Source organism: Peribacillus sp. YIM B13482 (assembly GCF_042787975.1).
Lineage (GTDB): Bacteria > Bacillota > Bacilli > Bacillales > DSM-1321 > Peribacillus > Peribacillus simplex_A.
In genome coordinates this window covers 115,940-128,390 of record NZ_JBHZPF010000004.1, presented here as the reverse complement: position 1 = coordinate 128,390, position 12,451 = coordinate 115,940, and the positions used below count along the sequence as shown (strand labels likewise).

The window sequence follows — 12,451 nt, the reverse complement described above, 5'->3', positions numbered from 1 at the left end:
CTCCTTAATATTTCAGAATATCCACAGACTGCAGCTGTTTCATATGGTATTGAACAACCTTTTTCCCGAATTTATGCCTTATGAACAGACTGGATTCTTTCTTATGTTCCAATTTTCCAAACAGTGTGCGGTCATTGATGATGAATTTACAAACAGGCTTAGGTGCAAAGGCAGGGAGTCGGGACAATAGCTCCACCAATTCCTCGGCAGTATATGAAGTGCTGAATTTTTTTTCATCCAAATTCAAATTCGTATGTCTCTTCAGCATATTGTGTATGTTTTGTTTTCCAACAGCACAAGGCAGGTCAACTTTCTTCACGTCCATGATGCCCCTCCTTCTTTTTCACGAATAGGGTTGAAAGCAGGTTTATACTGATTCTCACAAACAGTTTAATATCTACTCTATGTATCATTTATATGAAATTCACCCTTTTTTATGCTGGAGATGTTAAATAATGACGGTAACCAATTTTGGATATGTTGGGTATTAATGGAGAAAAATAAAGATAATGATATGTTAAAGGAGTAAATGAGGATGAAAAAAAATGGGAAGATTTCAACCGTACAACTATCTTTAATCATGATGACGGCTGTCGGCTTGAAAAATCATGTAACGATCCTCCCGCACTTACTGCCAAGTGCAAAACGGGATGGATGGATTTCCGTTTTACTTGCTTTTGGATTGATAATGATTTGGTGTTTACTTTTATTTTACATCCATAAATCCACCGGTCAGACCAACATATTTGTATGGGTGGAAACGAATATTGGTAAAGCGCCAGGCAGAATGTTATCCATTGTCATAAGTATTTGTTTCGCTTCATTAGCTGCAGTTTCGTTGAAAGAGATGGTTGTATGGACAAAAGTATCCTACTTGCCCGTAACTCCACCGATTTTTGAAATAATCCTTTTTACGGAATTTTGCTTTTTCCTTGCCTCAACAAACATCCAAACGATTGCTATTACCAATACTATTCGTATTATTTGCCGTAATCCTGTTTGGTTTTTTTGTGGCAATCGCAAATATTCAATTTAAAAATTATTCACTTTTGCAACCGATTCTTGAACATGGCTGGTCTCCTGTTTTCTCTGGGATGATCTATCCTTTGTCAGGGCTTATTGAGTTGATTGTCATACTTTTCATTCAACAAAAAGGTCATGGGAAAATAAAATATAAGGTATTTGCATTGAATACCATTATCCTTACTTGGCTTATCCTTGGCCCCCTTATTGGCTCCATTACCGAATTCGGTCTGCTTGAAGCTTCAAGACAAAAGTACCCTGCATTTGAGCAATGGGGATTGGTCACCTTGGGAAGGTTCATTGAACACCTTGACTTCTTATCCATTTATCAATGGTTAACCGGGGCATTCATACGAGTCTCCTTTTTACTGTTTTTATCGCTTGAAGTCCTATCGATAAAAAAACCGCTGAACAAAACGATATTGCTCATTGCCTATTCAGTGATGCTTATCGTTTCCAATTCATTCAGTTTCAGTGATGTCATATTATATTACATTATAAAAACAATTGTCTTGCCGGTTACATTCTGGTTCTTTTTAGCGTTTTCCATCCTTTTAAGTATTTTTGTTTTAATCGTAAAAAAAGGAGGTCCTCATCCGATGTTCAAAAAAACGAAAAAGCAACCGTCCAAACAGAATAGTAAAATTGAAAAATCAGAACATCTCATAATAAAAAGCGAAAACGATATAAAAGAAATTTTTCATAATTCAGAAGATGTATTCTTCCAAAGCAGTTTATATCGTGATGAGTCTCCGATAAAAATCACATTAATTGGATGTGACGGTCTTATCGATACTGAATTGTTAAATAATCTTGTATTTGAAGGGCTATCTTTATTTTTCGAAAAGCATCCAAGAGGAGCTTTAAAAATTGATGACATAAAGGACTCCCTTCATCTTCCTCACCTTGCCGATGTAAACACAAAGGAAGAGTTGTTCGCAGATATCTATTCTGGGAAATTATTGATTTACTTTGAAGGATACAACTATCTGGTGTCTACAAATATTGCTAATCGACCGCAGCGTACTCCCGAGGAAACAACTACAGAAGTAACGATAAAAGGGCCGAGAGATAATTCATAGAAGATTTATCCATAAATGTCGCTTTAATACGAAAGCGAATGCGAACAAACTCCTTGAGTGTGAAATATTTCGAAGTGGGAAGGCGAACATTGACTAAAGTCGCCCTTTTATATATGGATGATATCTCTGATCCTGAAATGGTTCAAACTATCACTAAAAGTATTGAAGCAATTGATATAGATGGGATATATGGAGGAAATCAATTTATGGGGTTAATTGAAGGACAGCCCTCTCTTCTCTTTCTTGTTGTCATTTATGATAAAAAAATAAAATTACACCATTTGTGGTTAAAAACGGAAAAGTGCGTTTTGACATTAAGATGAAAGTTAAAGCTAGTGTTGAAATGTTGATAAAAGGGGCAACACGTGATCAATATGAAAAAGAAATAAAACGTGCAATCAAAAAGGAAATAAAGACAACCTATCAATATACACAAAAAAGGGATATTGACCTTTTCCGGCTTTCTGAAAAACTCTATCGGAAGGATATTAAAGCTTGGAAGAAGGTTGAAACCAACGGGAGAATTCCATTGGAGGAAGACACACTCAGGTCAATCCAAATTGATGTGCAAATTCAAGATACTGGAAAGCACAGATTAACACCGATCTTTGAAGGGCAGAGAGACAAAGGATGGGAAAACCAATAAAAAAAGGGGGACATAGAAGCCCCCTTTTTATTGTCATCCGATTATATGATAACCCGAATCCACATGGATATTTTCCCCGGTAACTCCGCGGGACATGTCACTTAATAAAAATACCGCAGTATCCCCTACTTCTTCCGGAGTCGTTGTACGACGGAGCGGTGCTTCTTCTTCAATCTTCTTCAAGATTGTATTGAAGTCCCGGATACCTTTAGCGGATAACGTACGGATTGGACCGGCTGAGATTGCATTCACTCGAATGTTATCTTTACCAAGATCATTTGATAGGTAACGGACATTGGCTTCAAGTGACGCCTTAGCCACTCCCATTACATTATAATTTGGCATGACACGTTCACCGCCAAGATACGTCATCGTGACAATGCTGCCACCTTCCGGCATGATTTCTTTCGCAGCTTTAGCTACAGCGGTTAAAGAGAAAGAACTGATATTATGGGCAAGCAAGAACCCTTCACGGCTCGTGTTGAGGAACTCTCCGTCAAGTTCCTCCTTGTTGGCAAATGCGATACTGTGTGCCACGCCATGAATGATACCTGTTTCTTCCTTAATCGTCGCAAAACATTTTTCAATGCTTTCATCCTTCGTTACATCACATTGTATAATGGCGGAAGGCTTCCCTTCCAATGTAGAAGATAGTTCCCTAACGCTTTTTTCTGTACGATCTTTTCCGTAGGTGAATATCAGCTTTGCACCTGCCTTATGTAAGGAACGGGCAACTCCCCATGCAATACTTCTTTTATTCGCTACACCCATTATGACAAACGTTTTTCCCTCTAATGAAAAAGTCATCGTATGTGACCTCCTAATTTTAATACAAGTTATTAGTACCTGCTACTAATGACAGTATACCAAATTTCCTCTGATAAAAACACCGTTTTCTGAAGTCCCTTTGGAATATCGCTTCCCCAAAAGGCCTGCTTTAACTTATAGTAAATAACCCATGAATAATGTAGCTAATCCAAAATAAATCAGAACACTGATAATGTCATTGATAGTTGTAATGAATGGTCCTGAGGCTACCGCAGGGTCAATCTTCATTTTATGCATGAGGAGCGGTACAAGCGAGCCCGCGAGTGTGGCAACTATTAAAGTAATGAAAATCGATATTCCAACCAATAAACCCAGCATCAGATCACCTTGCCAAATATATACAATAAAAATGATGGCTGTTCCACATGTCAGGCCAGTGATGAGGCCAGTCCCCGCCTCCCGTATGACGAGCTTCCACTTGCTTGCCTGCTCCAATTCCCCTGTTGCAATTCCCCGTACCGCCACGGCCAATGCTTGTGTTCCTGTATTGCCAGCCATGCCGCCAATCAATGGAATAAATACAGCCAGGATCGCTTTTTGGCTAAGTGTCTCCTCGAAACGACCAATAAGGCTAGCGGTCAATAAGCCTAAGAACAAGAGAATGATCAACCATGGCAACCGTTTTTTTGCAGCAGAAAAGGGACTCTTATCAACATGATCGAGATCTGGTACACCCGCTAATTTAGAATAATCATCGGATGCCTCTTCATCCATGACATCAATGATATCATCAACTGTAATGATCCCTAACAAATGGTTTTGAAAATCGACGACTGGCACGGCAAGGAAATTATAGTCCCTTATTTTACGCGCAACCTCTTCCTGGTCTTCAGATACAGGTACGGATACTACCCGGTCATCCATTAGATCACCAATTAAAGCATCTTCATCAGCTATGATCAATGTCCTGAGCGATAAGACACCAAGAAGTTTCTTATCCTGATCGGTAACGAACACATAATATATCGTCTCCGCTTGCGGAGCTTCCCTTTTTAAGATCTTCATGGCTGATCGAGCCGTTTCGTTTGCTTCAATGGCGATGAACTCTGTCGTCATGATACTTCCCGCTGTATACTCTTCATAGTTTAGAAGCTCTTGGATTTCACTTGCCGCTTCATCATCCATGATGGTCAAATAGCTGACGGCCTGCTCATCATTGATTTCATTTAGGACGTCAGCCGCGTCATCTGCATACATATGGGAAAGCATATCAGCCACGTAAGAAGGATTCATTTCAGCCAGCAGGCTTTCGAAATCCTCTTTATCTATTTCTATATTTTCAAAAAGGCCAGCCATTTCTTCCGGTGACAAATATCTATATACGACGGATCTGAATTCATCTGACAAGCTTGTATAAAATTGGGCCTGATCATATGGATGCATTTCAAGGAACTCCGTACGGAACTGATCCAGATTTTCCGTTTTAAGCGCTTCAAGCAAAAGCCCGTTATTCATTTGAACACGTTCCCTTTCCTTCATCTCCTCCATAACCTGCACCTCCTAAAACATATTTTTTCATTTCCTCGTTTATATTTTATTTTTTTAAATAATACTATACTAATACCATAAACATATACAAAACAAACAAAGGGTGTGTCAAATGAACATCGATATCATAGGGGACATTCATGGATGTTTCGCCGAATTCAAGCAACTGACGGAAAAAATGGGCTATACATGGGATACTGGGATTCCTGTCCATCCCTCCGGAAGGGTTCTCGGCTTTGTAGGGGATTTAACCGATCGCGGCCCTAATTCCCTTCAAGTAATCGAGGTTGTCCATGAATTAGTCATTAACCAAAATATTGCAAGGTATGCCCCAGGAAACCATTGCAATAAATTGTATCGTTATTTTTCAGGCAATAAAGTTCAAATATCACATGGTTTAGAGACTACAGTAGCTGAATATGAATCCCTAAACATTCGGGAGCAGAAGAAAATCCGAAAAAAATTCATGGATCTGTATGAACGTTCCCCACTATATCAACTTATTGATGATGGACGACTGATCATTGCCCATGCGGGAATTCGCAGTGATTATATTGGCCAATATAGCAGTAAGGTAAAAACCTTTGTCCTCTACGGTGATATCAATGGCTCCAAACATCCAGATGGGTCTCCGGTCAGGAAGGACTGGGCTCAATCCTACAAAGGGAAAAAATGGATCGTGTATGGCCATACACCAGTCCCTGAAGCAAGACGAGTCAATCATACTTACAATATTGATACAGGCTGCGTCTTCGGTGGAAAACTAACAGCTGTCCGTTATCCTGAAATGGATCTTCAAGAGGTGCCTTCAACCATGCCATATATAGCGGAAAAATTCAGGACATCTTTTGATTAACCAAAAAAACTCGCCATCTTGGTGAGTTTTTTTGCGTCTATGGATTTTTGCTTAATCTTGTTTTCGGCTTGATGCGGGCCGGTTATAAAATCAGGAATCCCAGCCTATACTTCCCTCGAGCAATCGGGTCATATCTTCAGGTAGCTCTTCTTGAAACAACATCATCTTCTTTGTGAAAGGATGTAAAAATTTCAATTCAAAACAATGAAGGGCCTGGCGAGAGATATCCCTCCTGCTCCCTCCATATAAATCATCACCAGCCAATGGATGACCAATATGGGCCATATGGACCCTTATTTGATGTGTCCTCCCTGTTTGGAGTTCCAAATTGAGGAATGTGTGCGACCCAGTGTGTGCCAATACCTTAAATAGAGTACAGGCATACCGGCCATCGTCCCTGACTTCCCGTTCAATGATGCTGGTCGACTTTCTGCCAATTGGCGCAACTATCTCCCCTTCAGGTCCATCAACGAGTCCTTCGGCTATGGCTTGGTATCTCCGTTTAACCTTTCCTGATTTTTGTTGTTCACTTAAAAGGTGATGGATATGCCGATGCTTGGCAATTAAAACCAACCCCGATGTGTCGCGGTCAAGCCTTGTAACAATATGGATCGTTGCCTGTATTCCCTTCTTCTTATAATATCCCGCCAAGCCATTGGCCAGACTGCCGTTGGGATGCTCCCGGGAAGGAATGGTATTCATGGAAGAAGGCTTGGCCACCACCAATACAAATTCATCTTCATACCTGACATTTAGGGGGATGGGTTCTGGCAAAAGGCCTTCACTTGCCTGCTCCGGCGGAAATATGACGGTGATGATGTCGCCGGTTTCAATCCGTTCCCTTACGGTTACTTCTTCACCGTTCAACTGGATATATCCACCTTTAAACTTAATATCCGTTAATGCTCGTTTTGAAATATCGCATTTGCTGAGAAACTCTCGCAATAAAGAGCCAGAATCCTCTTCAAAAACCGACCAGGTCAAAGAAAAGTTTTGATTTGACATGAGGTGAGTCTATCTCCTTAATTAGCAATAAATGAATCATGCACTCTTTTCCAGAAAGGAAAAGGGCGGAATCTGGCAAATCGGATCTTTTCATCTGCAACTCGGCACTGTATCGACTTGACGTCTTCTTGAAGCAGGGTCAAATGATCGATCGTAATTTGAAAATTGACAGCATTGACCGGCCGGAACATACATGTATGATGTGCCGGCAGCAGCAGAGGAGATCCGACCGTCCTAAACACCCGGTTATTAATGGATGCCAATTCGGTAATCTGAATGGCATCGATTGATGGATGGACGATGGCTCCACCAAGCGCCTTATTATAAGCCGTACTTCCAGATGGCGTCGCAATGCATAGACCATCTCCGCGGAACGTCTCAAAATGCTGGCCGCGTATCTCAACATCCATGACAAGCGTCCCTTCAACACTTTTGACTGTCGATTCATTCAAAGCCAAAAATCTGGTTTCGCGTCCTCCATGCTGATAACGGACGATTGTTTCGAGCAGTGGATACTCCACCACTTGAAATGGGGTTTTTGCTAAAGCTATCACTAATTTTTCAATTTCATCAGGGGTCCAATCTGCATAAAAACCAAGATGTCCTGTATGTACACCAACAAAGGCGGTTTTGTCCAATCTATTACTATAACGGTGAAATGCATATAATAATGTGCCATCACCACCGACAGAAATGACAATATCCGGCTGATCTTCGTCATATTCCAAATGAAAGTCCTGAAGATACGTTCGCATCCTTTGCATTAAAGTATTCGATTTCGCATCTCCTTTTGACGTAATCGCAAATTTCATGTAATCCCACCTTACAATTTAGATTTCTTTTTGTTCATTTATACGTTTAAGAATCTTTCTTCCTGGAAAAAAGACGCTGTGCTTCCTGGATTTCCGTACGGATTTGCGACATCTCTGCATCAAGCAGGAAGGCGGCCTCAGCTGCGCGTTTTAGCCGCAGTTGAATATCTTCCGGAAAAATGCCTTTATATTTATAATTTAAAGAATGTTCTATCGTAGCCCAAAAATTCATCGCAAGTGTCCTGATTTGAATTTCGGCAAGTATATTTTTTTCGCCATGGATCGTCTGGACCGGGTAGCGGATGACAACATGATAAGAACGGTATCCGCTTGCTTTTTTATGGGAAATATAATTCCTCTCCTCAACTATCTCAAAGTCATTGCGACCTCGTAAAAGTTCAACTACCTGTTCGATATCATCCACGAACTGGCACATCATGCGAAGTCCTGCAATATCCTGAATTTCGGTTCCCAATTTATCAATGGCAATATCCTTCTGACTCGCCTTATCCAAAATACTGACAATCGGCTTTACCCTGCCTGTTACAAATTCAATCGGTGAGTGAATATTCTCTCTCTCAAACTGTTTCCTTAATCCCTTTAGCTTAACCTTTAATTCTTCGACAGCCTGAGTATAAGGCGCCAAGAAATCGTCCCAACTCTCCATTGCCACACCACCTATATCTATCTAAAAAGCGTCTGTTCAACTCTGGTATGGGCAGAACGCTCTCCTTATCCAGCAGTCCTATGACATACTGCCAATTCACCACTGGATCCTATTGAATCTTTCTCTAAAAACAAAAAGTATGTATTAATTTCTCTATAAACGGTAATCCACTTCCCGTGTTCAACGTTTTTATTTTATCATATCCTGCAATTGATTCCTAAATATTCAAGTACAATAGCAAAAAATTATTGTATTCAATTTGACAGCTTGAATGGTTCTTATATGATTAACCTAAGATATTTAGTCAGAAAGGAAGGGACACATGAGCCAGCATATTGAAATTGAGTTTAAAAACCTTTTGAAAGAAAACGAATTTCGACAACTGATTGATTATTTTCATATCGGGACATCGAACTTTAAATCACAGAAAAATCATTACTTCGATACATTCGAATTCCATTTGAAAAATCTGGACTCTGCGCTTAGGATCCGGGAGAAAAACGGCTGTTACGAGCTAACTTTAAAACAGCCTGCTACAGAAGGATTATTGGAAACGAATCAAGATATCTCTAAAGAAACCGCTTATGCGTTTCTGAATCAAAACACTTTCCCTGAAGGGGAGATCCAACAGCTTATCATTGAATGCGGAGTTAATCCAAAGGATTTTACCTGTTTTGGGACATTAAAGACCGACCGTTATGAATTCCCTTACAAAGAGGGTTTACTTGTTTTAGATCATAGTTCATATGTGAATCAGGAAGATTTCGAGCTTGAATATGAAGTGACGGATTCAAAAGCCGGTAAAGAAAATTTCCTGACTCTCCTTGAAACCCTTCAAATTCCGGAAAGAGAAACCGAAAATAAAGTTAAGAGGTTTTATCGCGCCAAATTCCAGGAATAATCCTGTTTGAACCATATTCGGAGGTGGGAAATTTGATAATCCAAGATTTCAAGACTTTTATGGAATTGCAGGCAATCCAGCAATTCACAAATGGAAACATCCCTAAAACTGTTTCATCTCGATCCGTTTTCCAGGACATGCTGTCGGAACTGGTTTCGGGTGATGCTCTTGAAGGTACTTCACAGACATTGGGTTCCTTATTATCCAATGTGGAAACGGAAACGAAGTCTTTTCTTCAATCCAGCAGACTGACATCCAATAACCAGATAGCTGCTGCCCATACTAACGGTGAGACTCGCGAAGCCGTCACAAATTACGATCAAATCATCAGCCAGGCGGCCAGCTTGTATAATCTCCCGGAAAAACTGATTAAGTCGGTCATTAAACAAGAATCGAACTTTAACCCTGAAGCAACCAGTTATGCTGGTGCAACTGGCCTTATGCAGTTAATGCCCGCAACTGCAAGGAGCCTGGGAGTTGATGATGCAACCGACCCTGAACAAAACATCATGGGCGGGAGTAAATATTTAAGTCAAATGATGGCCCGTTATGACGGGGACATCCAGGTTGCCCTTGCTGCTTATAATGCCGGACCAGGAAACGTAGATAAATATAATGGAATTCCGCCCTTTAAAGAAACTCAGAATTATGTCCAAAAAGTATATGGCACATTTTCAAGCTAATGAAAGCTGACCCTGATATTTTTGATGGGTCAGTTTTTTTCATATGTGTACATATATTTCTTATCCAAAACCGCACAAAAGTTTAAGTCCCCAAAAGCGGTCTTTTCCGTTCATTCCCCTGTGTCATACTACAGATGTAAAATTTTCTTCAAGCTATATATTTGTTATATCAGTACGTCATTGATAAAATATGTATAAACATCAACCATCTTTCAATAAAAGGAGTAATCAACATGATGCAAGGGAACCCTACACCATATGAATTAATTGGAGAAGGGCAATTACACAGGTTAATTGATGTGTTTTACTCCAACGTTAATCAACACCCGGATCTACTGCCGATTTTCCCTGACGATTTAACAGAAACGGTCCGTAAACAAAAACAATTTATGACTCAATATTTAGGTGGTCCCTCTTTATATACTGAAGAACATGGCCATCCTATGTTGCGGGCTCGACATATACCTTTTGAAATTACGCCAGAACGAGCGAAGGCATGGCTCTCATGCATGTATCAAGCTATGGACGAAGTGGGCCTTGAGGGTGAAATAAGAGAGTTTTTCTATCACCGCCTTTTTTTGACGGCACAGCATATGATCAATACATCCGGTACTGATGGGAAAGGAGAAGACAGTTGAGCGCACATAAACCAGTTTTCAATATTTCCGATTGGATCAAGACGCAGCATTGCTATGATATAGGAAAAAAGCCAATTGAAATTTATGTTTTTGTTGATCCGCTTTGTCCCGAATGCTGGGGCTTAGAACCAATTATTAGAAAATTACAGATAGAATATGGCCAATTATTCAGTTTACGCCATGTTTTAAGCGGTAAAATCGATTCTCTTAATATGGGGAAAAATAAAAATTATGAAAACCTTGCTCATGTTTGGGAAAAGACAGCCAGCCGCTCGGGAATGTCCTGTGATGGTAGCCTTTGGTCTGAAAACCCAATCTCTTCTCCATATACAGCTTCCATCGCAATAAAAGCAGCGGAATTGCAGGGCCGTAAATTGGCCATTCGCTTTTTAAGGCAGCTTCAAGAATATGTATTCATTGGGAAAAAGGATATATCCAATATCGAGGTCTTGACCGAGTGTGCCAAAACGGTTGAACTGGATGTGGAGGAATTCCTTGATGACATCAATTCTTCCAGTGCAGCCAAAGGTTTTCAATGTGACTTGAAAATAACCAGCGAAATGGAAGTGACTGAAATACCTTCCCTTGTCTTTTTCAATCAAAATATTGAAGAAGAGGGAATAAAGGTTTCGGGTGTCTATTCTTACGAGGTATATGTTCAAATTTTAGAAGATATGCTTAATGGTCTTCCCGCCCCTGCAAAACCACCCTCTATCGAAGAGTTTTTAAGCTGTTTCAAACTGGTGGCCACCAAGGAAATCGAAACGGTTTATAATATGAATAAGAATAACGTCGAGTTGGAAATGAAGAAACTTGTTTTAAAACAGTTGGCAGAGAAAATTCCGGCTAAATACGGGACGTTTTGGAGATATACAAAGAAGCAGTAATGATTTTGACTGCTTCTTTGCTATTCAAAAAAAGGGAAAAACCATGCAAATCAAATGATTGCATGGTTTTTATTATAAGAAATAAGGGGATGGGAGAAACTTTTTTCACGATCAAACAAAGGGGTAAATGTTTGTTTGTGATTTATTTCACAATAAATAATATAACAGATAATCCATTTATGTTTCAACTATATGTATTACTTTTCACAAATTGTTCATAATATATACTTTTCTATTATCATTATCCCTTAGGTGTATTGTAAAAAGAGCGTCTTTTTAATTTAAAGGTTTATTGCTATCTTCTTTCTGATTGATTTCTGATATGTAAGGATATACATTAGATTGTGAAAAACATCACATATTAGTGCATATCCTTTTCAAACATTTGTCACTTTTTTACAACAGCCTCATTTCACTTCAACAACATGAAAAAACCCCAGCAAATCGCGAAATTTGTTGGGGTTTTCATCTATTTATACGAAAAAGGGGATGGGAGAAATTTCACGACGAACAAACAAAGGGGTATATGTTTGGGATGTGATAACTTCTTATCTGTACTATATCAGATTATACACATTAATTGCAAGAACTTTGTGCGCATTTTCACATTATTGTCATATTCTTAGAATACTGCTTATTCTAAAACATAAAATCTAATAAAGGAGCAGATGATCATATACTGCTGTCAGGTTGGAGGTGACCAAATTGAAAGGCTTTATTCTACTCATACTCTTAATAGGGTCGCTATTCGTTCAGCTACTCGGTATCATGCACCTCATTCCTCTGTATTTCACCTCCCCAATTTTATTTTTTGTTTTCTTCATTATTCTTCACAGCTTAAATCAAAGAAATCGTTTTAAAGGATTATAACGGATATTCATATAAGAGAAGAAGGGACCAAAACTGAAGTAAACCCAAAAAGTTAGACATTTATT

Annotated in this window: 15 protein-coding genes; 9 read left to right on the top strand and 6 right to left on the bottom strand. The window is 39.5% G+C overall.

What is annotated here, in order from left to right; all coding sequences use genetic code 11:
• Positions 1 to 4: 4 nt before the first annotated feature.
• Positions 5 to 325, bottom strand: a complete 321-nt coding sequence (locus ACFX4L_RS04435) for a hypothetical protein (RefSeq protein ID WP_061462117.1) — start codon at positions 323 to 325, stop codon at positions 5 to 7.
• Positions 326 to 535: 210 nt separating this feature from the next.
• On the opposite strand from ACFX4L_RS04435, the gene ACFX4L_RS04430 reads away from it, so the two are divergent.
• The 4 genes from ACFX4L_RS04430 to ACFX4L_RS04415 are packed head-to-tail and all read left to right on the top strand — an operon-like array spanning position 536 to position 2,751.
• Positions 536 to 1,036 (top strand): GerAB/ArcD/ProY family transporter, encoded by a 501-nt coding sequence (locus tag ACFX4L_RS04430; RefSeq protein WP_377404015.1) that lies wholly within the window; start codon positions 536 to 538, stop codon positions 1,034 to 1,036.
• Entirely contained in the window at positions 1,011 to 2,105 is a 1,095-nt protein-coding gene (locus ACFX4L_RS04425; RefSeq protein WP_377383500.1) for a GerAB/ArcD/ProY family transporter, read from the top strand. The genes ACFX4L_RS04430 and ACFX4L_RS04425 overlap by 26 nt, the downstream gene beginning before the upstream one ends.
• A gap of 38 nt (positions 2,106 to 2,143) precedes the next feature.
• On the top strand, positions 2,144 to 2,428 hold the full coding sequence (locus tag ACFX4L_RS04420; RefSeq protein WP_377404012.1) for a spore germination protein: 285 nt from the start codon (positions 2,144 to 2,146) through the stop codon (positions 2,426 to 2,428).
• Positions 2,425 to 2,751: a Ger(x)C family spore germination C-terminal domain-containing protein gene (locus tag ACFX4L_RS04415; RefSeq protein WP_377404009.1), complete on the top strand. Its 327-nt coding sequence runs from the start codon at positions 2,425 to 2,427 to the stop codon at positions 2,749 to 2,751. The genes ACFX4L_RS04420 and ACFX4L_RS04415 overlap by 4 nt, the downstream gene beginning before the upstream one ends.
• A 33-nt stretch (positions 2,752 to 2,784) precedes the next feature.
• Here ACFX4L_RS04415 and fabI read toward each other — a convergent pair whose 3' ends face one another.
• Complete coding sequence (fabI, locus tag ACFX4L_RS04410; protein ID WP_284471448.1) at positions 2,785 to 3,558, bottom strand: enoyl-ACP reductase FabI; 774 nt, start codon at positions 3,556 to 3,558, stop codon at positions 2,785 to 2,787.
• 135 nt (positions 3,559 to 3,693) lie between these two features.
• The gene (mgtE, locus tag ACFX4L_RS04405; protein ID WP_375166308.1) at positions 3,694 to 5,034 is read right to left on the bottom strand and encodes a magnesium transporter; all 1,341 of its coding nucleotides are present in this window, start codon (positions 5,032 to 5,034) and stop codon (positions 3,694 to 3,696) included.
• Positions 5,035 to 5,179: 145 nt separating this feature from the next.
• Here mgtE and prpE point away from each other — a divergent pair, with 145 nt between their 5' ends.
• A complete protein-coding gene (gene prpE / locus ACFX4L_RS04400; RefSeq protein ID WP_377383494.1) occupies positions 5,180 to 5,923 on the top strand; it encodes a bis(5'-nucleosyl)-tetraphosphatase PrpE in 744 nt (247 codons plus the stop codon).
• A gap of 90 nt (positions 5,924 to 6,013) precedes the next feature.
• Here prpE and ACFX4L_RS04395 read toward each other — a convergent pair whose 3' ends face one another.
• The 3 genes from ACFX4L_RS04395 to yjbM are packed head-to-tail and all read right to left on the bottom strand — an operon-like array spanning position 6,014 to position 8,407.
• A complete protein-coding gene (locus tag ACFX4L_RS04395) occupies positions 6,014 to 6,928 on the bottom strand; it encodes an RluA family pseudouridine synthase (RefSeq protein ID WP_284471449.1) in 915 nt (304 codons plus the stop codon).
• A 17-nt stretch (positions 6,929 to 6,945) separates the two neighbouring features.
• Positions 6,946 to 7,740: an NAD kinase gene (locus ACFX4L_RS04390; RefSeq protein WP_061462109.1), complete on the bottom strand. Its 795-nt coding sequence runs from the start codon at positions 7,738 to 7,740 to the stop codon at positions 6,946 to 6,948.
• Positions 7,741 to 7,786: 46 nt separating this feature from the next.
• Complete coding sequence (yjbM, locus tag ACFX4L_RS04385) at positions 7,787 to 8,407, bottom strand: GTP diphosphokinase (protein WP_061462108.1); 621 nt, start codon at positions 8,405 to 8,407, stop codon at positions 7,787 to 7,789.
• Positions 8,408 to 8,729: 322 nt separating this feature from the next.
• On the opposite strand from yjbM, the gene ACFX4L_RS04380 reads away from it, so the two are divergent.
• The 4 genes from ACFX4L_RS04380 to ACFX4L_RS04365 all read left to right on the top strand — a co-directional run bounded on the left by ACFX4L_RS04380 (position 8,730) and on the right by ACFX4L_RS04365 (position 11,516).
• Complete coding sequence (locus ACFX4L_RS04380; protein ID WP_377383491.1) at positions 8,730 to 9,308, top strand: CYTH domain-containing protein; 579 nt, start codon at positions 8,730 to 8,732, stop codon at positions 9,306 to 9,308.
• A 23-nt stretch (positions 9,309 to 9,331) separates the two neighbouring features.
• On the top strand, positions 9,332 to 9,991 hold the full coding sequence (locus ACFX4L_RS04375) for a lytic transglycosylase domain-containing protein (protein WP_377417070.1): 660 nt from the start codon (positions 9,332 to 9,334) through the stop codon (positions 9,989 to 9,991).
• Between the two features lie 233 nt (positions 9,992 to 10,224).
• On the top strand, positions 10,225 to 10,629 hold the full coding sequence (locus tag ACFX4L_RS04370) for a globin domain-containing protein (protein WP_377383487.1): 405 nt from the start codon (positions 10,225 to 10,227) through the stop codon (positions 10,627 to 10,629).
• On the top strand, positions 10,626 to 11,516 hold the full coding sequence (locus ACFX4L_RS04365) for a ClpXP adapter SpxH family protein (RefSeq protein ID WP_081108725.1): 891 nt from the start codon (positions 10,626 to 10,628) through the stop codon (positions 11,514 to 11,516). The genes ACFX4L_RS04370 and ACFX4L_RS04365 overlap by 4 nt, the downstream gene beginning before the upstream one ends.
• The last annotated feature ends 935 nt before the right edge of the window (positions 11,517 to 12,451 follow it).

Excerpts from the sequence above, each read along its gene's own strand:
- ACFX4L_RS04435 (WP_061462117.1), bottom strand. The coding sequence starts at position 325 with ATGGACGTGAAGAAAGTTGACCTGCCTTGTGCTGTTGGAAAACAAAAC.
- ACFX4L_RS04430 (WP_377404015.1), top strand. The coding sequence starts at position 536 with ATGAAAAAAAATGGGAAGATTTCAACCGTACAACTATCTTTAATCATG.
- ACFX4L_RS04420 (WP_377404012.1), top strand. The coding sequence starts at position 2,144 with ATGCGAACAAACTCCTTGAGTGTGAAATATTTCGAAGTGGGAAGGCGA.
- ACFX4L_RS04415 (WP_377404009.1), top strand. The coding sequence starts at position 2,425 with ATGAAAGTTAAAGCTAGTGTTGAAATGTTGATAAAAGGGGCAACACGT.
- fabI (WP_284471448.1), bottom strand. The coding sequence starts at position 3,558 with ATGACTTTTTCATTAGAGGGAAAAACGTTTGTCATAATGGGTGTAGCG.
- mgtE (WP_375166308.1), bottom strand. The coding sequence starts at position 5,034 with ATGAATAACGGGCTTTTGCTTGAAGCGCTTAAAACGGAAAATCTGGAT.
- prpE (WP_377383494.1), top strand. The coding sequence starts at position 5,180 with ATGAACATCGATATCATAGGGGACATTCATGGATGTTTCGCCGAATTC.
- ACFX4L_RS04395 (WP_284471449.1), bottom strand. The coding sequence starts at position 6,928 with ATGTCAAATCAAAACTTTTCTTTGACCTGGTCGGTTTTTGAAGAGGAT.
- ACFX4L_RS04390 (WP_061462109.1), bottom strand. The coding sequence starts at position 7,740 with ATGAAATTTGCGATTACGTCAAAAGGAGATGCGAAATCGAATACTTTA.
- yjbM (WP_061462108.1), bottom strand. The coding sequence starts at position 8,407 with ATGGAGAGTTGGGACGATTTCTTGGCGCCTTATACTCAGGCTGTCGAA.
- ACFX4L_RS04380 (WP_377383491.1), top strand. The coding sequence starts at position 8,730 with ATGAGCCAGCATATTGAAATTGAGTTTAAAAACCTTTTGAAAGAAAAC.
- ACFX4L_RS04370 (WP_377383487.1), top strand. The coding sequence starts at position 10,225 with ATGATGCAAGGGAACCCTACACCATATGAATTAATTGGAGAAGGGCAA.